The organism is Clostridium sp. (assembly GCF_036646415.1).
Classification (GTDB): Bacteria; Bacillota; Clostridia; order Clostridiales; family Clostridiaceae; genus Clostridium_J.
In genome coordinates this window covers 1-24267 of the sequence record NZ_JAVXMF010000027.1, presented here as the reverse complement: position 1 = coordinate 24267, position 24267 = coordinate 1, and the positions used below count along the sequence as shown (strand labels likewise).

21 protein-coding genes and 3 tRNA genes are annotated in these 24267 nt (G+C 30.1%); 6 read left to right on the top strand and 18 right to left on the bottom strand.

The window, feature by feature from the left end:
• Positions 1–201 precede the first annotated feature (201 nt).
• The 3 genes from trmB to RSD37_RS14280 form a co-directional block, all read right to left on the bottom strand.
• Entirely contained in the window at positions 202–861 is a 660-nt protein-coding gene (gene trmB, locus RSD37_RS14290) for a tRNA (guanosine(46)-N7)-methyltransferase TrmB (RefSeq protein WP_346947418.1), read from the bottom strand.
• Positions 862–943: 82 nt separating this feature from the next.
• Positions 944–1588: a site-2 protease family protein gene (locus RSD37_RS14285; protein ID WP_346947417.1), complete on the bottom strand. Its 645-nt coding sequence runs from the start codon at positions 1586–1588 to the stop codon at positions 944–946.
• A 249-nt stretch (positions 1589–1837) separates the two neighbouring features.
• Positions 1838–3214: a PhoH family protein gene (locus tag RSD37_RS14280; protein ID WP_346947416.1), complete on the bottom strand. Its 1377-nt coding sequence runs from the start codon at positions 3212–3214 to the stop codon at positions 1838–1840.
• Between the two features lie 212 nt (positions 3215–3426).
• On the opposite strand from RSD37_RS14280, the gene RSD37_RS14275 reads away from it, so the two are divergent.
• The gene (locus RSD37_RS14275) at positions 3427–3846 is read left to right on the top strand and encodes a Fur family transcriptional regulator (protein ID WP_346947415.1); all 420 of its coding nucleotides are present in this window, start codon (positions 3427–3429) and stop codon (positions 3844–3846) included.
• A 91-nt stretch (positions 3847–3937) separates the two neighbouring features.
• Positions 3938–4873 carry a hypothetical protein gene (locus RSD37_RS14270; protein ID WP_346947414.1) on the top strand — a complete coding sequence of 312 codons (936 nt, stop codon included), beginning with the start codon at positions 3938–3940 and terminating at the stop codon, positions 4871–4873.
• Positions 4874–5075: 202 nt separating this feature from the next.
• On the opposite strand, the gene RSD37_RS14265 is transcribed toward RSD37_RS14270, so the two are convergent.
• The 12 genes from RSD37_RS14265 to RSD37_RS14210 form a co-directional block, all read right to left on the bottom strand.
• Positions 5076–5978, bottom strand: coding sequence for a hypothetical protein (locus RSD37_RS14265; protein ID WP_346947413.1), 903 nt, complete (start codon positions 5976–5978; stop codon positions 5076–5078).
• A gap of 196 nt (positions 5979–6174) precedes the next feature.
• A complete protein-coding gene (locus tag RSD37_RS14260) occupies positions 6175–6483 on the bottom strand; it encodes a hypothetical protein (protein WP_346947412.1) in 309 nt (102 codons plus the stop codon).
• A gap of 98 nt (positions 6484–6581) precedes the next feature.
• On the bottom strand, positions 6582–6890 hold the full coding sequence (locus RSD37_RS14255; protein WP_346947411.1) for a hypothetical protein: 309 nt from the start codon (positions 6888–6890) through the stop codon (positions 6582–6584).
• Positions 6891–6953: 63 nt separating this feature from the next.
• Positions 6954–7493: a hypothetical protein gene (locus RSD37_RS14250; protein WP_346947410.1), complete on the bottom strand. Its 540-nt coding sequence runs from the start codon at positions 7491–7493 to the stop codon at positions 6954–6956.
• A 255-nt stretch (positions 7494–7748) separates the two neighbouring features.
• Complete coding sequence (locus RSD37_RS14245) at positions 7749–8477, bottom strand: CPBP family intramembrane glutamic endopeptidase (protein ID WP_346947409.1); 729 nt, start codon at positions 8475–8477, stop codon at positions 7749–7751.
• Positions 8478–8587: 110 nt separating this feature from the next.
• On the bottom strand, positions 8588–9175 hold the full coding sequence (yihA, locus tag RSD37_RS14240) for a ribosome biogenesis GTP-binding protein YihA/YsxC (RefSeq protein WP_346947408.1): 588 nt from the start codon (positions 9173–9175) through the stop codon (positions 8588–8590).
• A complete protein-coding gene (gene lon / locus RSD37_RS14235; RefSeq protein ID WP_346947407.1) occupies positions 9165–11498 on the bottom strand; it encodes an endopeptidase La in 2334 nt (777 codons plus the stop codon). The genes yihA and lon overlap by 11 nt, the downstream gene beginning before the upstream one ends.
• Positions 11499–11674: 176 nt before the next feature.
• Positions 11675–13345: an ATP-dependent protease LonB gene (gene lonB, locus RSD37_RS14230; protein WP_346947406.1), complete on the bottom strand. Its 1671-nt coding sequence runs from the start codon at positions 13343–13345 to the stop codon at positions 11675–11677.
• Between the two features lie 171 nt (positions 13346–13516).
• Positions 13517–14809: an ATP-dependent Clp protease ATP-binding subunit ClpX gene (clpX, locus tag RSD37_RS14225; RefSeq protein ID WP_346947405.1), complete on the bottom strand. Its 1293-nt coding sequence runs from the start codon at positions 14807–14809 to the stop codon at positions 13517–13519.
• An 18-nt stretch (positions 14810–14827) separates the two neighbouring features.
• Positions 14828–15412 (bottom strand): ATP-dependent Clp endopeptidase proteolytic subunit ClpP, encoded by a 585-nt coding sequence (gene clpP / locus RSD37_RS14220; RefSeq protein ID WP_346947404.1) that lies wholly within the window; start codon positions 15410–15412, stop codon positions 14828–14830.
• 122 nt (positions 15413–15534) lie between these two features.
• Positions 15535–16824 (bottom strand): trigger factor, encoded by a 1290-nt coding sequence (tig, locus tag RSD37_RS14215; protein WP_346947403.1) that lies wholly within the window; start codon positions 16822–16824, stop codon positions 15535–15537.
• 223 nt (positions 16825–17047) lie between these two features.
• On the bottom strand, positions 17048–17818 hold the full coding sequence (locus RSD37_RS14210; RefSeq protein WP_346947402.1) for a hypothetical protein: 771 nt from the start codon (positions 17816–17818) through the stop codon (positions 17048–17050).
• Between the two features lie 635 nt (positions 17819–18453).
• Between RSD37_RS14210 and pflB the strand changes: the two genes are divergently transcribed.
• From pflB to RSD37_RS14190, 4 genes are all read left to right on the top strand, one after another.
• Complete coding sequence (gene pflB / locus RSD37_RS14205) at positions 18454–20685, top strand: formate C-acetyltransferase (protein ID WP_346947401.1); 2232 nt, start codon at positions 18454–18456, stop codon at positions 20683–20685.
• Between the two features lie 158 nt (positions 20686–20843).
• Positions 20844–21587, top strand: a complete 744-nt coding sequence (gene pflA, locus RSD37_RS14200) for a pyruvate formate-lyase-activating protein (protein ID WP_346947400.1) — start codon at positions 20844–20846, stop codon at positions 21585–21587.
• A 193-nt stretch (positions 21588–21780) separates the two neighbouring features.
• Positions 21781–22230 (top strand): hypothetical protein, encoded by a 450-nt coding sequence (locus tag RSD37_RS14195; protein ID WP_346947399.1) that lies wholly within the window; start codon positions 21781–21783, stop codon positions 22228–22230.
• 282 nt (positions 22231–22512) lie between these two features.
• Complete coding sequence (locus RSD37_RS14190; protein ID WP_346947398.1) at positions 22513–23595, top strand: AI-2E family transporter; 1083 nt, start codon at positions 22513–22515, stop codon at positions 23593–23595.
• A gap of 342 nt (positions 23596–23937) precedes the next feature.
• On the opposite strand, the gene RSD37_RS14185 is transcribed toward RSD37_RS14190, so the two are convergent.
• From RSD37_RS14185 to RSD37_RS14175, 3 genes are all read right to left on the bottom strand, one after another.
• A tRNA-Arg gene (locus RSD37_RS14185) sits at positions 23938–24014 on the bottom strand.
• 29 nt (positions 24015–24043) lie between these two features.
• A tRNA-Gly gene (locus RSD37_RS14180) sits at positions 24044–24117 on the bottom strand.
• A gap of 18 nt (positions 24118–24135) precedes the next feature.
• Positions 24136–24211, bottom strand: a tRNA-Pro gene (locus RSD37_RS14175).
• Positions 24212–24267: the final 56 nt, after the last annotated feature.

Genomic DNA, 24267 nt, shown 5'->3' with positions numbered 1-24267 from the left:
ACTCTAAATTTAACTTTTAAAATGAACTATTCTAAAATAGATTTTGATAGAATACTACTTCAATTTATTTCAGAATTAAGTAATATAAATAGAAGGTCATGAAATTTGGATTTTAACCCTTAATTTCATAACCTTTTAAACCTAGAGTATACTCCATAAAACTTCACAGACTAAACTTTTAATACAATCTATTTATTAATACTATTTTAATTTTGCAACCAAAAACATAGTGTTCATACCCATTGAAGTAAATTTACTTTCATACTCAGTTACTATATTATCTTCAAAACCACTTTTATGTAAATCATAAGTTAGGAATTCTAATGAAAACCCACTTTCCTTAAAATATTCCTGAGAATCATTAAATAGGCCTTCATCATCAGTTTTAAACCAAATCTCCCCACCTGGTTTAAGAAACTTTTTATATGACTCTAAAAATTTAGTATAAGTAAGCCTTCTCTTATTATGACTTTTCTTTGGCCAAGGATTGCAGAAATTTATATATATTCTATCTATCTCATCTTTTCCAAACACATTGTCAATTAACATTATGTTAAGCACCATAAGTCTAGCATTTATATCCTTTTCTTCTATATCTTCATTCTTTCTAGATGCCTTAACTTTTCTTAGAGCGTATACTACAACCTCATCCTTTAGATCTATTCCAATATAGTTTATATCCTTACTTTTTTCTGCTCTTTTAGTAATATGTCCCCCCATACCACACCCAAGTTCTAAATGAATGGGATTATTATTTCCAAACTCATCATTCCATTTTCCACAGTGGTCATATTTACTATATATTACCACACCACTAGCTTCTAATTCTGGTCTTGCCCAGTATTTCTTTCTAAGTCTCATAAAATTTCTCTCCTTAACTTTGGTTTAATATTAAAAATCTAACACATTTTAAGTTATACAGTTTTTCAACATAGATTATACCTTAAAAAACAGATGAAGCTATTCTAGAAATCATATCAAATATTATCATACCTGGTATTCCTACTACTATGTCCAGAATAGATTTATTCCCTATGAATGGAAATATCAATATGATAAGGATAATCATATTATTTTTATACATTATAGATTGAAAGTGGTTTGCTTTCTCCCTTAATAAATTTTCTATGATACGGAAACCATCAAAGCCCGGTATAGGAAGTAAATTTAATACAAACCATATACAATTTAACTTAGCAATATTTAAAATAATCATATATATTATTAATGTAAGTTTATTTCCTGGTATATATTTTCCATATACAACTGAAATAATTGTAGCTATAATTCCTATTACTAGAGTAGTAGCTAACCCTCCAAAACTTACTTTCAAATCATCCTTATAATAATCTTTGAAATTTGATCTGTTAATTTCTACTGGCTTTATCCATCCAAACCCTACAAGAATCATAAAAACGAATCCCATTATGTCAATATGTCTTAATGGATTAAATGTATCTCTCCCATATTGCTTTGGAGTATCATCACCTAATCTCATAGCTATCTTTGCTTGCACATAGCCTTTAAATGTAAATGCTACTAGTACTGCTGGTATTACAAGTATCTTTGCCAATATGTAATCACTCATTTTTCCCCCTCCTTCTACAATACTCCTAGTATACCATATTTCCATATTATTTTTTAAGTCAATTTCATAATTCACTTAACCCTTCTTTTAAAATCTTAATGTTTGAATCTAAATTAAGTATGTATTAATTATTTTAATGGAAAAATATGAAGAATTAATCAGTATTATTTACACTACTAATTAATTCTTCATATACTTACATTCTGTTCTTATTTATGAGTTAGAACTCACCCTACAGATAATATACTTCTATAAGCGCTTGGCTGCCTCATATGACAATGGTGATCTTTCACATTCCTCATACTTTAAGGATACTTGATAGCAAAGCTTACTTCCCTTCATTCTTTCTGAAGCATAACATAAACCGTTAGATCTAGAATCCATGAATGGATGATCTATTTGATCTGGATCTCCTATTAGTATAAGTTTTGTACCTTCTCCAACTCTTGTAGTTATAGCCTTTACCTGTTTTGGAGAAAGATTTTGTGCTTCATCAATAATTACCCACTGTCTAATTATTGACCGTCCCCTTAAATATGCAATAGCCTCCGTAGTTATTATTCTTCTATCAAATAATTCACTTACCTTGTCCTGAAGCTCCTTTTCATTGCTATACCTTTCTTTTTCATCTGAATCCACTAACACTTCTAAATTATCAAATATAGGTCGCATAAATGGTGATATTTTCTGTTCTTCAGTACCTGGTAAAAATCCGATTTCTTCGTCCATAGTTACATTGGGTCTACATACTAATATTTTTCTATACTCCCCACTTTCATCTTCAATAATTTTTTGCAGTCCAACAGCTAAAGAAAATAGTGTTTTTGCAGTGCCTGCTGGTCCTTTTATTATACTTAGTGGAGCAGCAGTAGAATCAGTAAACAAACATTCTAACATAAATCTTTGCCCTACATTTCTTGTGCTTAACCCAAGTGGTTTATTATCTTTATAGTGTAAATTAACTATATTTGTACCATCAAATCTTCCCAGTGCACTCTGTTTTTTATTTTCTAATGAATACATTACAAGAAATTGATTTACATAAAGATTCGGAGTGTAATATTCATCACTATCTTCTAAATAACATAACACATCAGCCTTAGATATAATTTTTTTTGCATAGAATTCTGAAAGTTTTTCAGCTGAGATATAAACCTCCATTCTTCCTGTATATTGTTCATCCTCTTGTGGAACCACCTTTTCATAAAAATCTTCACTCTTTATATTTACAATGTCTGCCTTTATTCTTTCAAAAGTGTCTTTTGTAATTAGTATAACTTCCTCACCTTCATCCTTTAGCCCTTTACATACTTGAAGTATTCTATTATCTGCCTTCTTTCTATCCCAAAACTCAGGTATTTCAGTCCCTAAACAATTAGTTTCTATTCTTAATTTTCCACCATTTGGAAGAGTCACTCCCATATTTAAATTTCCAAGTTTCCTTAATCCATCGATAATTCTTGATGCTTGCCTTGCATTTAATCCAAGCTCTGTTTTATTCTTCTTAAAATCATCCAATTCCTCTAATACAACCTCAGGTATTACAACATCATTATTACCAAAAGACAATAAAGACCCTGATGAGTAAAGTATAACATTAGTATCTAACACATATGTTTTTTTCAAGTCATTCTCCTCCTCTCATATAATATATATATGATTAACTTTAGATTAATTGAATTAAAATAATAAATTAAATTTAATTTATTATTTTATATTTGAACCCTATTAAAATATTTATGTAATATTTTCAAATAATAGGTTTATTTCTTTACTTCTTTACACTGGATAATATTTATTATATAATACCTATAACAAATAACTTCAGAGGTGATTAAATGGATATTAATTTTACACAAGTTTTTAAAGACAAAAAGCTTAAACTTACACCTCAGCGTATAGCCGTATATAATTACTTAAAATCTACAAAAGAACATCCATCAGCTGAAACAATTCATAAAGCACTTAAAGAGCTTTATCCTACAATGAGCCTAGCTACGGTATATAAAACCTTAAAAGTTTTAGTAGAAGTCAATCTTATACAAGAGATTAATGTAGGTGAAGGTAACTTTAGATATGATGGTTCTTATCAATCCCATCCTCATATTCACTGCATAAATTGTTCTAAAGTTGATGATTTAGATGGGGTTAACTTTGACCACTTAAATTCTAGTGTTAAAGATAATACCAATTATGAGATTATTTCTAATAAAGTATATTTTTATGGGATATGCCCAGAGTGTCAAAAATCAAATTAAGAGATTAGTAAATCTAATCTCTTTTTTATTTATCATTTTTTATTAATTATTAATCAGTGTATTACATATAATTTACTGAGAGGTGATTATAGTGTACAAAAAGTTAAATTTTCCCAATAAGCTGTTTAATACTTTTCTACTTGTATTAACAATTTTATGTTTTATAAAACTCTTTTCTTCTAGAGATTCTAACATAATAAAAAACGTTTTTAATCTATATGATAAAGAAAGTATAATTCATGAAGATTTAAATGGAGACAATAAAAAGGATACTATTCTTGTGAAAAAAAATGATAGTGGCCTAATTTCTCAAATAGATTTAAACGATAATAAAACTTATAGTCTCAATTATAAAAAAGACCTACAAACCCTTGGGGAATACTCCGATTATTGGCCTGTGCGTGTTTCTACTTTAGATATTTCTAGAGATAATTCTAAAGAAATATTTATTCAAAGTTCTTTTCATAATAAACCAATACAACATATCTTCTCTTGGAATGGTTTAGGCTATGATGATATATTTTGCTCTGATAATAACATAGTTGGATTTGTTGATAGCTCCAACAGTAAAACACCTAAGGTTATCTCAGGTAATTTTGTCAATGGGAATATGAATTTCAATGGATACTTGTACAATAAAGGAACTCTAAAGGAATTTAACTCAACTTTAACTGACAATTTACCCGGTAGTGATACTATAAATAATTTTATCTGTCTTATGGAGAGTCTCCCTAATGAATATTTATCTATTCCAAACTATTTCTATTCTCAAATAAGGGGTACAGATCTTGAGAACATTTTTAGGCTTGCAAACGGTTCAAACTATTATAAATTTCAGGATGGATACTTTACTGACCTAGCATGGGACAATGATGGAAACATCACCTGTGAAAACTGGATACTAAATTTTAGAGTAACCAGTAGTTTAGATAATAAAAAAATTAGTAATATTACTGTTAACCTCATGCTAAACACCTACGCTGATGATATTTATCCATTTAAAATTACTTCTGTTAATATATATTAAATAACCAATATACACACCAAATGAATTTAAGGCTGAATTCATGTCAAAAAAATAAAAAGGGACCTATTAGGTCCCAAGGGGGATGGGGGGGACCTCTAAAATTTCTTTTAGAGGCTATGGAGATTTTAACTCCCATTACATTATTTATTATCAACCAATTTAATATTTTTATACAGAAATTTAAAAAAAATTTAATCTCTTACTACTTTTTATACTCATCTAAAACCTTTTGTAATAACTTTATCTTATTAGGGTCTATGAGTTTTATAAGTATATTTATGAGTTTAGTAGATTCTTCTTGAGTTAACTCCTTTCCCTCTCTAAATATGTTCTCCTCAACTATATCTTCATCCCTTACTGTCGTAACATTACCTTGTGTAAATCCATCACCTTTTATAATATTATTTATGTCTACATCATTTAAATCTATATTGGAGAAATCCATGTTTGAAAGATTCATGTTGTTCATATTATTTAGTATTGCATTAAAATCAAGATTTGCAAGTATTTCATCTACAGACTCTTCAGCCTTTTTATTTTCTGCATTTCCACCCTTTACATTTTCGTTACTTGGATTCTTGGAATTCATATTTCCCAACATATTTTGGATTTGTTCAATATCTTGAGGTGTAATTTGAGATAATAAATCTTCTATAGAGTTAGATTTTTTATTTTGTTGACTATTTAACCCTGAAGCAGCATTTTGTGCATTACCACCACCTAGCAAAGATGATATCATGCTCATTATATCTCCACCACCATCACTGAGTCCTGATCCTCCGCCCAAGCCTAACATATTGATTAACTCAAGAATTCCACCTGAATTTCCTCCCATACCTCCAAGTATACTTGCCAATGGATTATTCCCATTCATCATATTCATTAAGTTTCCATTCATTCCCATCTGATTATTATTCATCGCCATTTGATTATTGTTCATATCCATTTGGTTTCCATTCATTCCTTGGCCCATATTGCCACCATTCATAGGCATATTACCATTCATAGGCATATTCCCATTATAGCCACCCATGTATCCACCATTACTATGATCTTGTTCATACCCATCTTCTCTTTCTCTTCTTCTATGTTTATGCTTTCCCATTAGCTCACCTCTCTACATATTTATTATAAAATTTTAAAAAAGCAATCCATGAAAACATGGACTGCTAATTTTCTTACCTTTCTAGAAACCCCCCTAAAATGGGCCATGGTTTACATCCTATTTTATCTTCTGTTAGTTCTATCTACTGTAAGAAATCATCTCTTTTGTTAAAATATATTATAATTGATTGTATTATCTAGCAACATCTACACTTGCAGCAGCATCTACTATTGTTGTTTCCACAACCACATCCCATATTTTGACCGCATCCTATATTGTAACCACTGTTACATCCTGATTTATTGAATCCACATAACCAAAATAAGAATATTAAAGTTAATGCATTTTTAGCACTTGGATTGCAATGAGTATCTAGTAAACATTGATTATTAAGAATTAGGATTAATAATAGGATTGTACATGGTTGAAATCCACATCCTGAATATCCCATATTCCCTGTATTTCCACATCCAAACATAATCATATCTCCTTTTCTTATTATCATTAATTAATCACTTAATAACTTTAGTTTAATACTATTCTAATTTTATATCTGCTCATGGTAGCTTATTATTAATTCCTTTGTTATCTAAAATTTAATTGTTAGTTATTACAACATACTCTTATTCTTTTACATTTGCATTTTTTTTCTTTGCATTTACACTTACAACAGCTCTGTTTGCATTCACATCTGCAACCACATTGACATCCACAGTTATTTACTTGCCTTTGTCCTGAGTTATTATTTCCGCAACCTCCATTGAATCCACATAACCAATATAAGAAAAGCAATGTTAATGCGTTTTTAGATTTTGGTGAACTATCTAGTAATCCTTGATTTGCAAGAATAACTATTATTAAAAGAATAGTACAAGGTTGAGAATTAAATTTGTTATTTGAACATCCACACATTCATTTATTCCTCCTGTCTTTATTTATCTTTTTTTCTCTTTCTGCTTTTTACATTTTTAAACTTTAGCAAATTTCTGTTTTACAAGGTGAATCTTTTCTAATAAAGAAAATTGCTATTATTAGAATTATTATGCACCAATTGCCTCCAAATCCACATAAACCACTGTTTCCGCCCCAGCCACTATTACCACATTGGTTCGTATTTCCACAGCAATTTGGAATTACATCTAAAATATAGCTTTCTTCTTTTCTTCTTCCTTTTATTGTTCCACCACAGCAACAGCAACGTTCTTTACAGCAACAGCAATCACAGCAAGAACAATTATTTCCCCAGTTTCCACCACATCCACAATTATTTCCGCAGTTTCCACCACATCCACAACAATTGTTGTTTCCAGAGTTTCCACCACATCCACAATTACTTCCAGTGTTTCCTCCACAACCACCTCCGAAACCAAATCCGCTTCCGCCTCTACAGAAAATACAGAATAGTATTATCCAAATTAGTATTTTACCACCACCAAATCCTGATGATATTGGAGATGTATTTCCATCTGTACACGTGTTACCTAACATTTGAAATAGACTTGAATAGTCACCCATATTTTTATCCTCCTATTACATTTTGTATTTATATATCATCATTTGTATAGTATAATATATGATTTTCATTTGGTTTTGACACTTATATTTTTTTCTCATATAAAATAGTTTCTTTATAATTAATGAATGTTTTTACATTCAATCTTTTTCTTTAGTCTTTATACTACAATATATGTTTTCACATAAAATTGGTGATAAAAAAGTCATTTTATAATTCTTCAATTGAAAAATTATAAAATGACTCTTAAATTCATGTTACAGTAATTTATTTACAAGTAAAGCAGTTGTTGTTACTCCATTAATGACCACATGTGTAAAAACAGCATACCAAAATCCCTTTTTCTCAATTAAGTAACAATTATAAAAACTTATGGTAAACAGCATTGCAAATGCAGTTATACTAAAATGTGCTCCAGCAAATAAAGTACTAACAATAAATGCTGTTGTTAAAAATGAAACTCTCCTATTTAAATTATCTCTAAACAATTTACTAAAAAGTATATATCTAAAAGTAAACTCTTCTACAACTGGAGCAAATATTACAGTGAATGGTACAGTTATACTAAAGGAAATAAGATCATAATTGTCTAGCATCGTTACTACATCTTGTTGTTCCATTGGAATGTTAAAAAATAACAATACATAATAACTTATAGTAGCGGCTATTAATATAAGACCATATGTAATAGCCACATACTTAATTGCTTTTCTTAATTTAAATTCTCCTAATGAAAACCTATACTTTTCATATTCTTTACGATACTCTTCAGAATTTTTCCAGTGGATTAAAATAAATAAGATTAAAATGAATGGCAGTATATTAGTAAACATCTCAGGCAAAAGAAAATATATTCCTATATATCCTATTGTTACAATACTCTTAATTAATCCAGAATTTTTATTAAAGGTAACACTTTTTAAGTAAATAATTAATGGCAAAATATAAAGCATAATTATAATAAATAAATTTCCTATGAATTTCAAATAAACACCCCATCCTTTTGAACATATATTAATTATATGTAAAATCACAAATGAATATTATAGTATTTAATAAAAGGCTATTGAAATTTATTCAATAGCCCTATTACATATTATATATCTAAGCCCCTGGATATTTCCTCAAGTAATTCTTCTTTACCATCTCTGTTTAACGATGAGAAAAACATAATTTTATCGTCATTAGAAAGATTCAAAGTCTCTCTTATCACTTTGCTACTTCTTTGCAATTCAGATTTCTTAAGTTTATCTTTTTTAGTAGCTACAACTATAACTTCATAGCCATAGTGCTTAATCCAATCATACATTAATATATCATCACCAGTTGGTTTATGTCTAGAATCTACTAACAACATAACTTTTTTAAGCTGATGCCTATTAGTAAGATATAATTCCATCATTCCTCCCCAGTTAGCTTGTTCACTTTTAGATACCTTTGCATATCCATAACCAGGTAAATCTACAAAATAGAAACCATTATTTATTGTGAAAAAGTTTATAAGTCTAGTCTTTCCTGGCGTCCCACTTACCTTAACTAATTTTCTTCTGTTCGTCAAAGTATTAATTAGTGATGATTTTCCTACATTAGATCTTCCAACAAATGCTATCTCTACCATTCCATCATCTGGGTATTGAGCAGGTTTTACTGCTGAAATTTTAAATTCCGATTGTTTAATTTCCATTTTTAATCTCTCCAATTAGTGCATTCTTCAATACATCTTCTATTTTTTCTACTGGTATAAATTTTATTTTACTCTTGATAACCTTCGGTACATCCTTTAAATCCTTCTCATTATCTTTAGGAATAATTATAGTTTTTATCCCCATTCTATAAGCTGCTAAGCTTTTTTCTTTAAGTCCACCTATAGGAAGTACTCTTCCAGTTAAAGTTATTTCCCCTGTCATTGCAACAGAATAATTTATTTTTCTTCCACTTAATGCAGAAATCATAGCTGTAACCATAGTTATTCCCGCAGAAGGTCCATCCTTTGGAATTGCACCCTCTGGTATATGAATATGTATATCTTTACCTTTATAAAAGTTCTTATCTATACCATATTCATTACAATGAGCCCTAACATAACTATATCCTGCTTTTGCTGACTCCTTCATTACATCTCCAAGTTGACCTGTAAGTTGAAGTTTACCATCACCCTCCATTACAGCTGCTTCCACTGGAAGTGTATCACCACCATATCCTGTCCATGCAAGTCCAGTAACTACTCCGATTTTATCTTCCTTTTCTAAATCATCATAATTATAAACTTCAGAACCTAAGTATTTCTTAACAATCACAGGATTAATTGTTATCTTTTCTTTATCCCCTTCCATAATCTCAGTTATGGCTTTTCTAATTACTGAGGATATCTTCCTCTCTAAACTTCTAACTCCAGATTCCCTTGTATATCTCTCTATTATTGTTCTTATTGCAGTTTCTGTAATTGCAATTTGATGTTCTTCTACTGAGTATTCTTTCATAACTTTAGGAATCAAATACCTTTTCCCTATTTCAAATTTTTCTTCAGTAGTATATCCTGAAACTTCAATTATCTCCATTCTATCGAGGAGTGGTCTAGATATGGTATCCAGTGTATTTGCCGTAGTTATAAATAAAACCTTAGATAAATCAAATTCTACATCAAGATAGTGATCTCTAAAACTGTTGTTTTGTTCTGAATCTAAAACTTCTAATAGTGCATCTTCTATATTTCCCTTATAATCCTTAGACACTTTATCAATTTCATCTAAAAGACATACAGGATTTTTATAGCCAGCTTCTTTTAGTGCAGATGCAATTCTTCCCGGTATTGCCCCTATATAAGTCTTTCTATGACCTCTTATTTCAGCTTCATCTCTTACTCCACCCAAACTCATTCTTACAAACTTTCTTCCCAATGAATTGGCTACTGATTTAGCAATTGATGTTTTTCCTACTCCAGGAGGTCCTACAAGGCACATTATAGGTGATTTTAATGATTTACTCATCTTTCTCACTGCTAAATGCTCTATAATTCTTTCCTTAACATCCTCTAATCCATAATGCTCATTATCTAAGACCATCCTAGCATTTTTTATGTCTAAATTGTCTTTTGTTAGCCTATTCCAAGGCATATCTAAAATAGTATCAAGATAAGTCTTAATAACTGAACCCTCTTGAGATGAAATTCCAACATTTTTAAGTCTGCTCATCTCATATTCAACCTTAACTTTTACTTCCTTAGGTAACTTAGCCTTTACTATAAGTTTCTCATAGTTTGATAATTCTCGAGTAAGCTCATCCTCTTCTCCAAGCTCTTCTTGGATTACCTTTAACTGTTCTCTTAGATAGTATTCCTTTTGCGATTCACTAACTCTAGCTTTCACCTTATTCCCAATAATTTTTTCTATCTTAACTATTTCTATCTCTTTTTTTAATATAACTAACAGTTTCTCCATCTTTTCCTTAATAGATGTAACTTCTAATAGTTCCTGTTTTAAATCTGCTTTTAAAGGTAAGAATGCACTTATAACATCACAATATATGCTACTGTCTTCTTCCTCTTCTAGCTCTACTATAATCTCCTTAAACTCTTCTCCTACTAACTCTAAATATTCACTAAACATGTTATTTAATGAATTCTTATACCCTTGCGATTCTGTTTCTTCTTCTATTTGTACATCTTTAAGTTCTTCAACTTCACCCCATAAACATTGTTCTTCATGAAAATAATTTACTAGCTTAGCTCTATATTCTCCTTCAACTAATACTCTTAAGTGATTTCCAGGAAGTTTCATAAATTGCTTTATGGTACATACACACCCTATGTTATATATATCCTCTCTATTAGGCTCCTCTATGCTCGCTTCCCTTTGCGCTACTACAAATATTTTTTGATTATTATTCATAGCTTCATTAACTGCTTCAATTGATTTATCTCTTCCAATGTCAAAATTCAAAGCCATATGTGGGAAAATGCTCAATCCCCTTAAAGGAATTAACGGAAGCTTTGTTAATGTATTGTCCATACTATCTCCTCGTTTCTGTTTAAATCTTTATATCCTATATATAAAATATTAAAAATATGTGATTACCTCACTAATTTATAATTAGACTAGTATATTATACCTATAAAAATGTATTTTTTCAATTAAATTAATCCCTACAGAAGTTTATTATTTTCTAAACTCCTATAGGGATTAATTTATGCATCTAATTGTGGTGATGATGCTTTCAATCCAAAACTTTGCTCTTTATTATTCACATTTATGCGAAGTACTGGCTCTTGTATTATGGATTCGTCAATAATTTCTTTTATACTACTTAATGGAATTATTTTCACTTCTTTATAATCCTTATACACATCTTGCCAGTTCTCCTTTGGTATTAGTACCTTTGTTGCTCCTGCTTTAATAGCTCCAGTAATCTTTGCTGTAACTCCACCTACAGGTTTGACTTCTCCGTGAATAGAAATCTCACCCGTCATTGCTACTTTATTATCTACACATTTCCCTGTAATAGCGCTATATATTGCCGTAGTCATACTTACCCCAGCTGAAGGTCCATCCACTGGAACACCTCCTGGAAAGTTAACATGTATATCATACTTTTTTACATCAATGTTATAGAATCTTTCTAATACTGTAATTACATTATCTACAGAATTTCTAGCAGTACTCTTTCTTCTTAACCTCCTTCCTTTATCTCCCAATTCTTCCTCTTCAACTATTCCTGTTATCTTAACTACACCATCTTGACCCTTTGTTTTTATGGCGCTTGCTTCAATCTCCATTACAGAACCAATATTAGAACCATATACTGCCAATCCATTAACGTATCCAACCTTTGGCTTTGAACATATTTTTTTATTAGGTCTTGGAGAGTATTGACCATTTTCTATTACCCATTGTACTTCATTCACACCAATTGTATCTCTATTCTCATTTATTACAATTCCACAAGCTAATTGAACTAAATTTACTGCATCACGACCATTATTTGCATACATACCTACAAGCTGTGCTGCTTTATCGTCCATCAATATCCCAATTTTGCTAGCTGCATTTCTTGCAATTATTTCTACTTCATCTCCATCTAAAGCTCTAAAAAATATTTCAACACACCTAGATCTTATTGCTGGAACTATTTCCTCTGGGCTTCTAGTTGTTGCACTTATAAGCCTAAAATCTGCCGGAAGTCCTTCTTCAAATATTTCTTTTATATAGGATGGCATGTTAGGATCTTCACCATTATAATAAGCACTATCAAGAAATACCTTTCTATCTTCAAGAACCTTAAGCAATTTGTTCATTTCTATAGGATGTAATTCCCCTATTTCATCTATGAAAAGAATCCCTCCATGTGCCTTTGTAACTGCTCCTGGTTTCGGTTGTGGAACCCCTGCAATCCCCAAAGGACCTGCTCCCTGATATATAGGATCATGGACAGAACCAATTAGTGGATCTGCTATTCCTCTTTCATCAAACCTAATAGTTGTTGCATCTATTTCTATAAATGCTGAAGATGATTTAAACGGGGAAGAATCTATTAATTTTGCAGCTTCCAATACCAATCGAGCTGCCGCTGTTTTTCCTACACCTGGTGGACCGTATATTATTACATGTTGTGGATTAGGTCCACATATGGCTGCTTTCAATGCTTTAATTCCTTTTTCTTGACCAATAATATCATTAAAATTTGCAGGTCTACTCTTTTCTGTTAGAGGTTCAGTCAAACTTATACTTTTCATCTTTCTAAGTTTTTCTATTTCCTTAGTATTTTCTTTATTGATTGTAACCTTAGATGATTTTTGCCCTTTTAATGCATTAAAAAAATAAACTCCCATTACAATTGTAACTAATAATTGTATCATCATTATTAATATCCCTACTTGTTCCATATAAATACTAGCCTACTATTTATAGCAAACTAACTCTCCCTCCCTTTCATTAATTAATTAATAACTCACAATAGTATTATTCTCAATATTTTGGATTAATATTCTATAAAATGAAAAAACTGCTGAAAATCAGCAGTTTTTTTCATTTTATGCAAGTTCAGGTGTTCTTTTTACACCCTTCTTATTTTCTAATTTTAATGGTTCTCTTTTCCCATTATCTGCAATAATATATTCAGGTATTTTAGTAGTTAAGGTTTCTTCATGTACTATTACCTTTTCTACTTCCTCACGTGAAGGAACCTCATACATTACTTCTTGCATGATATCTTCTATTATAGCTCTTAAGCCTCTCGCTCCTGTACTTCTCTTAATAGCCTCTTTTGCTATTGCTTTAAGTGATGCTTCATCAAACTCAAGCTTTACATCATCTATTTCTAGAAGCTTTTGATATTGTTTTACTAGTGCATTTTTAGGCTCACTTAATATTTTCACAAGTGCATCTTCATCTAAATTATCTAAAGTTACTATTACAGGAATTCTTCCTACAAACTCTGGAATTAATCCGAATTTTAATAAGTCTCCTGGCATTATTTGTTTGAACAATCCGCCTAAGTCTTGATTTTCTTTTGATACAACTTCTGCCCCAAATCCCATAGCTGATTTTTGAGTTCTTCTTGTAATAATTTTTTCTAATCCATCAAAAGCTCCACCACAAATAAACAGTATATTAGATGTATTTATCTGAATGAATTCTTGATGTGGATGTTTCCTTCCACCTTGTGGTGGTACAGAGGATACAGTTCCTTCAAGAATTTTAAGTAGTGCTTGTTGTACTCCTTCGCCTGAAACATCACGAGTTATAGATGGGTTTTCTGATTTACGTGCAATTTTATCTATTTCATCTATGTAGATAATTCCTCTCTCTGCTCTTTCTACATCATAATCAGAGTTTTGAATTAACTTTAATAAAATATTTTCTACATCTTCACCTACATAACCTGCTTCTGTAAGAGTAGTAGCATCTGCTATAGCAAATGGTACATTTAACATCCTAGCTAGAGTTTGTGCTAATAGAGTCTTCCCTGAGCCTGTAGGTCCTAAAAGAAGTATATTACTTTTTTGAAGTTCTATATCATTATCTACAACAGTTGAATTTATTCTTTTGTAGTGATTATATACCGCTACCGATAATGCCTTTTTTGCATCATTTTGTCCTACAACATATTGATCTAGATACTTTCTAATTTCTTTAGGTTTAGGTAATGTACCCATGTCAATTTGCACATCTTCTTCTCTTTCATCTACTATGATTTCTGAACAAAGCTCTATGCACTCATCACATATATATACCCCAGGACCTGCAATAAGTCTTCTTACTTGTTCTTCACTTTTCCCACAAAAAGAACATTTAAACTTTTTCTTTTCTTCATTTTTTGGCATGTTGACACCCCTTTAAAGCTATTTCTTTTTAATTATTACTTCATCTACTAACCCATATTCTTTAGCTTCATCTGCTGACATAAAATAATCTCTTTCAACATCATTTTTTATCTTATCTAGGGATTGACCAGTTCTTTCACTTAAAATTTCATTAAGTGTTTCTTTTGTTTTTAAAATTCTTCTTGCATGGATATCAATATCCGTTGCTTGACCCTTAAACCCGCCTAGCGGTTGATGTATCATTATTTCACTATTGGGTAGTGCATATCTTTTTCCCTTTTGTCCTGCAGCAAGTAAAAATGCTCCCATAGATGCAGCCATTCCTATACATATAGTAGAAACTTCAGGTTTGATATAATTCATAGTATCATAAATGGCCATTCCAGAAGTTATTGATCCTCCTGGGCTGTTTATATATAAGTATATATCTTTATCAGGGTCTTCAGATTCTAAAAACAGAAGTTGTGCAACAGTTAAACTTGCTGTAACATCATTTACTTCATCTGATAAAAATATAATTCTCTCCTTTAATAACCTAGAATATATATCATAAGATCTTTCCCCTTTACCAGTTTGTTCTACAACCATTGGTACAAAGCTCATAAATACAACCTCCTCGCTATTGTAAATATATTAGAATATTTACTATTATATCCTAATAAAAATTATTTTAACCTAATTTTTTTAAAATAATTGCCAGTATATACTGGCAATTATCAATTAATTTAAATAGATTTACTATTTTCCATTATAATATTTTTAATTTTTTCATTTACTATTTGAATTCCAAGATACTCTCTTTGAACTTTAACTAAACGTTCAACTGTTTCTTCTAATTTATCTACTTCTCCATATTTGCTAGCTATTTCTGTAGCTTTTTCTTTTATTTCATCTTCTGAAGCTTCAACTTTTTCAGCTTTAGCAATTTCACTTATTACTAACTCATTTTTAACATTTTTAGTTGCTATGTCTTTCATTTGCTCTCTAAATTCTACCTCAGTTGTGTTTGTAAACTTAAAGTAGCTTGTTATGTCTAATCCTTGATATTTTAATCTATTTTCTAAATCTTGTAGCATTCCATCTAACTCTCTATTTACCATAGCATCTGGGATTTCTACATTAGCATTAGCTACTACAGCTTCCATAACAGCTGTTTCATATTCATTTATAGCTTTAATTTCATTAGCTTTTTTTAGTTCTTCTTTAATACTATTTCTAAGTTCTTCTAAAGTCTCAAATTCTGAAACTTCACTAGCAAATTCATCAGTTATTTCTGGTAACTCTTTATTCTTAACAGATTTAATAGTTACTTCAAATTTAGCAGGCTTACCATTTAAGTCATCTTTACCATATTGCTCTGGGAAAGTAACATTAACGTCCTTAGACTCTCCTGCAGATAATCCAACTAATTGATCTTCGAAAGTATCGATGAAGCTACCTGATCCTATTTCTAATTCAAAATCATTACCTTCTCCACCTTCAAATGCAACTCCATCAATATATCCTTTAAAGTCTATAACAGCTATATCGCCTTTTACTATAGTTCCTTCTTTAACTTCAACTCTTGTGTTTTGAGCTTGTAATTCTTTAACTTTATTTTCTACATCATCAGCTGTAACTTCTGCTATTTCTTTTTTAGCTTCTATTCCTTTATATGCACCTAATTCTACTTCAGGCACAACAGGTACTAATGCAGTATATATAAACTCTTTACCCTCACCAATTTGTATTATATCTAAAGATGGGTAATCCACTGGATTTATTTTATTTTCATTTAATGCTTGTGGATATGTTGTATCATATATATAGTTTATTGCATCTTCATATAAAGCACTTTCTCCATAATATTGTTTAATCATATTCATTGGAGCTTTACCTTTTCTAAAACCAGGTATGTTAAAACTCTTAACATTTTTAGCATAAGACTTTTTAATAGCCTCTGCAAACTTATCTGCTCCTACTGTTACTTCCAATTTAACAACGTTCTTTTCTAATTTCTCCATTTTAACGTTCATTACTTCTTCCTCCTAATATTACCAACTCTTATATTTTTTAAAATTATAACATAAATTTAATAAAGTAAATAGTATCTTTCATACTTAATGTCCACATATAATATATTATACTCTAAATTTATGATAATAAAATAAATATCACCTAATAAATTATACAATAATCATGTTACTATTTACAACACTTTTATGGTTATATATCTACTGAACTGTTTTTTACTTTTATCTATTGAACTATTTTTCCGTCTTTATCTACTGTAAACTGTTTACCATCTACAGAAACAGCAATTCCTACATTTGTGATTTGACCAAATGTAACCTCTTTACCTTTAATGTTAAAGTATCCAGTATGTTTACCATCTTCCAAATTAAATATCCATAGATATCTATCTCCAGTATCATTTATCCACGGTAATCCGCTAGTATATGCAATGTGAGTGTCATCTATAAATTGTGCACTTTCAATCCATTTATATGAAGGATTATAATTTAGAACATCATCTTTTTTGAAAATTTCATTTGTAGTTGCTACATATTGAGAATTTGTGATGTTAACCAATTCCTCATCAAGATTCACCAAATACATATCCTGAGCTGTCCTATCAAGTATTAAAACTCTTTCTTGAGATGGAGACAAGTTACATTGAACTTCTGATTCATTCTCTATAATACTAAATTTTCTTTTACCATCAATTTCTTCATAATTAATAACAATCTTTTTACCTGATTTTAATATAGCCTCAAAAGTAGTTATATTAGGTTCTTCTTCAATGATTTTTTCTTCATTTTCATTCTCTACTGGCATATTAATTTCTTTTTCAGAATCATTTTGTGAAAAAAGACTTCTAATATATGAAAAACCTTTGTTAGAGGAAATTAACGTTCCCCCTAATACTATTATTATAATTAAAAATACAAGTATAGTCATGTATTTTATACGTCTTAGTTTTAATTTTCTACGATAGTCTTTACTAAACATACTTGGTTTTTTACGCACAGTTTATACCTCCATAGTTAATTTCATTATTAATAGTATATCATTTAGTAGTTATTTGTAACAAATAATATACACACAAAAACATTATAACTCAACTTAAGCTAAATTAACATTTTTTTATGTTAATTTAGTTTAAATTTATATATTTTAAAAGTTAAACCTAATATTAAACCGATGTTAATTATTTTCTTATTTATTATAAATTACTTACTAAGTATATGTCTTATAGCATAATTTTATTAATCACAATTACATTTTTAATAAAATAAAATTATTTTGTTTCAAACTTTCAGAAAACTGTTATATTCATTGTGGGAAGAAGCAAATTATGAATAATATTTTTTTCAATCTTGCATTTGAATTTTATTTGTATTTTAATCAAATAAAATTCTTTGTTGATTTTATTTTTCTGAATATTCCAACTTGTAAAAACACGAGAAAAAGTAGTTGTGTTTCATCTGTTATAGTTGTACAATTATAACAGATGAAACACAGAACACTTAGAAATCTAAGTATATATTCTTTACCTTTTTTATAGTGTATAACAGTTTAATATAATGTGTTTTTTAATTGTAATTTAATTTTTAAATATTTTTATAGATAATATTTAACTTTAATATTTAGGAGGATGTAATATGTTTGATCAATGGAATGGCTTTAAAGGCGGAGTATGGAAAAAGGAAATTAATGTAAGAAACTTCATCCAAAAAAACTATACAACATATGAAGGAGATTCATCATTCTTAACTGGAGCTACTGAAGCTACTACTAAGTTATGGGATGAAGTAAGCAAATTATTGAAACAAGAAAGAGATAATGGCGGTGTTTTAGACGTTGATACTAATACAGTATCAGGTATCAATGAATACAAACCAGGATATATAGATAAGGCAATAGAAAAGATTGTTGGAGTTCAAACTGACGCACCACTTAAGAGAGCTGTTATGCCTCAAGGTGGAATAAGAACAGCTGAAAATGCAGCTAAGTCTTATGGCTATGAAGTTAACCCTTCAATTTCAGAAATTTTTACCAAATACAGAAAAACTCATAACCAAGGTGTTTTCGATGCTTATACAGATGAGATGAAAATTGCTAGAAAATATGGTATCGTAACTGGTCTTCCTGATGCTTACGGTAGGGGTAGAATAATAGGTGACTACAGAAGAGTTGCTCTATATGGAGTTGACAGATTAATAGAAGATAAACTAGCTCAAAAGAAGACTCTAGAAGTTGGAACTATTGATTCAGATGTAATTAGATTAAGAGAAGAACTTTCAGATCAAATAGTTGCACTTAAAGAATTAAAAGGAATGGCAGCTAGCTATGGTCTTGACATATCAGCACCTGCAAGTAACACTCAAGAAGCTGTTCAATGGTTATACTTTGGGTACCTAGGTTCAATAAAACAACAAAATGGTGCAGCAATGTCTCTTGGTAGAACATCTACTTTTCTTGACATCTATGTTCAAAGAGATTTAGAAAGTGGAATCTTAACTGAAGAACAAGCTCAAGAAATCGTTGATCACTTTGTAATGAAGTTAAGATTAGTTAAATTCTTAAGAGGTCAAGAGTATAACGATTTATTCTCTGGTGATCCAACTTGGGTTACTGAATCAATCGGTGGTATGGGATTAGATGGAAGAGCTCTAGTAACTAAGAATTCATTCAGAATGCTTAACACACTATATACTTTAGGTGCATCTCCAGAGCCAAACCTAACTGTATTATGGTCAACAAGATTACCACAAGGATTTAAAGACTTCTGTTCAAAGGTTTCTATTGATACAAGCTCTGTTCAATACGAAAATGATGATTTAATGGCACCTTACTGGGGAGATGACTACGCTATAGCTTGTTGCGTATCTGCAATGAGAGTTGGTAAGCAAATGCAATTCTTCGGAGCTAGAGTTAACTTAGCTAAAACTTTACTTTACACTATAAACGGTGGTGTAGATGAAAAGTCAGGAGTACAAGTTGCACCTAAAATGGAAGGAATCTCTTCAGAATACCTAAATTATGATGAGGTAATTGAAAAATTTGATGTTATGACAGATTGGTTAGCTAACCTTTATGTTAATACATTAAATATCATTCACTACATGCATGATAAATATTCATATGAATCATTACAAATGGCCTTACATGACAGAGACGTATTCAGAACAATGGCTTGTGGTATAGCAGGACTTTCAGTATGTGCTGACTCACTATCAGCAATTAAATATGCTAAAGTTAAGCCAATAAGAAATGATCAAGGAATAGCTATTGACTTCGAAATTGAAGGAGACTTCCCTAAATACGGAAATGACGATGATAGAGTAGATGATATTGCTGTATACTTAGTTCAAAATATGATGAAAAAAATCAGAAAAAATACTACTTACAGAAATGCATACCACACTCAATCAGTACTTACTATAACTTCAAACGTTGTTTATGGTAAGAAAACTGGTACAACCCCATGTGGAAGAAAATCAGGAGAACCATTTGCACCAGGTGCTAACCCAATGCACGGAAGAGATAACAGTGGTTCATTAGCATCATTAAACTCAGTTGCTAAATTACCATATGAAGATTCACAAGATGGTATTTCTAACACATTCTCAATAATACCTGATGCATTAGGAAAGTCATCTGACGAAAGAATTTCTAACTTAAGTAACTTACTGGATGGATATTTTGGACAAAATGCCCATCATCTAAATGTAAATGTGTTTAATAGAGAAACTTTATTAGATGCTATGGATCATCCAGAAGCATATCCTCAATTAACTATTAGAGTTTCCGGATATGCTGTAAACTTTATTAAGTTAACAAGAGAACAACAATTAGATGTTATAAACAGAACATTCCATGCATCAATGTAATATGTAAATTAAATATAAATTAATAGAAATGCCTGATAAAACAGGTATTTCTATTATACTTATAAAATCATAATAATTAATTTTATAGAGAAATTTCTAAGTTATTTTTGTATAAAATTAATTATATTATTTCTATGAACATTAGGAGGTCTTTTAAAATGGAAAAGGGTCGAATTCATTCAATAGAAAGTATGGGACTTGTAGATGGTCCTGGAATAAGAACTGTAGTCTTCTTTCAAGGATGTAAATTAAGATGCGCTTACTGTCATAATCCCGACACATGGCATATAAAAGATGGTATTGAAGTTACTACTGATGAACTAATAAAAAAACTTCTTAGATTTAAACCATATTTTTCTCGTTCTGGTGGTGGCGTTACATTTTCAGGTGGAGACCCCCTTATGCAACCAAAATTTTTATTAGAGCTATTAAAGAAATGTAAAGAACATGGAATCCATACCACTATTGATACTGCTGGCTATGGAGATGGTAATTACCATGAGATTTTAAGGTATACAGATTTAGTGTTATTAGATATAAAGCATATTAATAGTGATGGCTATGTTATTCTAACTGGAAGAAATACTAAGGATATTAACACATTTTTATCTGCTCTAAGAAATTCTAACACTAGAGTTTGGGTTAGACATGTTGTAGTTCCTGGTTATACTGACACCGAAGAACATATGAATAAGATAAGCACTATTATTACAGATGAAATTCCTAACGTTGATAAAATTGAATTGCTACCATATCATCTGCTCGGTGTTAACAAATATGAAACTATGGGATTAAAATATAGATTAGAAGGTGTTGACCCTATGAGTAAAGAACGTTGTAATGAATTACAAGATTATTTAATATCTAAGGTTGAAAAAGCAACAAACTCAAAAATATCATAATGATTTCAATTGGTTTTACATTTTTTTCCACATTATCCCCAGTTTTATCCACAGATTAGTAATATATTTAATTTTTATATCATATAATATTAAGTTGCTTAATTTCTATTTACTAAATGTTACTTTTATGAGATAATTATTATTACATTAATTATGTAATATTCAAAAAATATTTACAGGGGGGATAATTTCTATGAGAAATAATGCAATAGAATTTGAGAATTATATAAATCAACATAAAATTTATATGAATAAAGGCCTTAACCTAGATGACTTTACAATATTTACTTTTCCTGAAAAGATTACTGTAGATGGTGTTACAAAACCAGTTTTAGGTGGTGGACAAGAAAGAAGAGCAGTTATAGCATTAAGAGATGATGATACTTTAGCTGATATATTCTGCTTTCATATAGTTTCTGTACCTAATAACTTAGATAAATATAGATTATATTCTCTTTTCAACCAATTAAATTCTACATATAAATATATATCCTTTTATGAGGATAGCGATGTAATAAGTGCAAAAATATCTATCCCATTCAACAATAATTTTGATGCGGATCTTATTTTTCAAATGCTTGCTTTGATATTTAGATCAATAGATGAAGAATATCCAAAAATTTTATCTACCCTTCATGATTAAAATATTTTTAACTTAGCATGCTAGAATATCTCTAGCATGCATTTTTTAATATATTGTTAATTTCACGATATCATATATATGTAAATACATATATATGATATCCTTACATTGATGTATAATCTATTAAAATTAATTTTTTTTCATACTACATGTCTTTCAGTAACTATCCATTTACAAAACATAAATACAATTTATCTTAGATTATTGTTAATTTTAATAATCTAAGAATACTAGTAGTGTATATAATTAATTGCATTTATATAGAAATACAAGGAGGCAAATATGAATATGAATACGAACTCTAAAACAATACAACGTCTTGTTATAATTAATTTAATTCTAGTTGGGTTTCTTCTATTTAGCAAGATGAACTTCGTACTATCCCCTATAACTACAATCTTAAATGCCATGTTTATTCCCATGGTCCTAGCGATTTTCCTATATTATCTAGTTCGGCCTGTTAAAAGATTTCTACAGAAAAAGAATCTTTCTAGTGGTTTAGCTACTGCTATATCAATACTATTAATATTAGTTCTTATCATCTACATCTTCACTTATGCTTCTTCCATTATTGCAACACAAGGAGAAAGCTTAATTTTAAGCATTATAGATTCAGTTCAAGGTCTAACAAATAAATATGGATATTTATTTCCAGAAATAAGTAACTTTTTTAATCTAGGAGATATTCTCCAACAAGGTGCTAACTATTTAGTAAATTCTTTTACCGATATTACAAAAAATGTGTATGGATTCGCTAGTTCTATAGGTAACTTCTTCGCTCAAATGATATTAATCCCTATAATTATGTTTTATATATTGAAGGATGATAGAAAGATATTTGGTGCATTCTCCAATTTCTTACCATTGAAGATCAAATCTATATTTTTAAAAATTCTTCATGAAATTGACACAGCCTTAAAGCACTATATAACCTCTCAAGTAATGGTTGCCTCTGTAATAGGTGTGTTAATGTTCATAGGGTATGTTATAATTGGAATGCCTAATGCCCTTGTACTATGTCTATTTTCCATCATAACTGCATTTATTCCTTTCTTAGGTGTAATACTTGGTATATTGCCAGCCATCCTAATTGCCCTAAGTATGGGCCTTGGAATGCTAATTAAAATTGCAATTCTCACTGTAGTAGTACAACAATTAGAAGGCAATGTTATAACTCCAAATATTACTGGTAATCAGCTTAACATGCATCCACTTACAACTATATTAGTTGTAACAATCAGTGTATACTTTGGAGGTTTCTTCGCAGCCTTCCTTGCAGTTCCTATATATAATATAGTAAAGATATTTATCAAAAATTTATATGAATACTATCTTAGCAAAAAGGAGTTAGATATTACTACTTAATTAACATTTAGTAGTGACCCAAATTAATTCATATATATTATAAAATAAAATAAAATAAGATAATATGTTAATATTTATGAATTTCATCCATTACATTGTGTACATGCTGAATATGTTAGAAAAAGCTCCTAGTGATTTATTATCACCAAGAGCTTTTAAATTTGTAATAACATCTTTTTGTTCTTTTATAGATAATGTACACAAACAAAAAGACAGATAGTATAATATCTGTCTAACTCTAGTATTAATATATAATTTATATTATCTCATGTTTTATAGCTTTCTAATGCAGTCTCTATACTAAAATGACCTATAACGAAAACGTTCTAAGTTTAATCTCACTGGTACACCCAACAGGATTTGAACCTGCCACCGATGGATTCGAAGTCCAGCGCTCTATCCTAATGAGCTATGGGTGCATGATTAATTCCTCAAAAAATAAAAAAAATGGAGCGGGTAGAGGGAATCGAACCCTCATAACTAGCTTGGAAGGCTAGCACTCTACCACTGAGTTATACCCGCATATCTTATTTTTTAAAATGGTCGGGGTGACAGGGATTGAACCTGCGACCTCATGGTCCCAAACCACGCGCGCTCCCATCTGCGCTACACCCCGAAATATGGTGCGTCTTAAGGGATTCGAACCCCTGGCCCACGCCTTAGAAGGGCGTT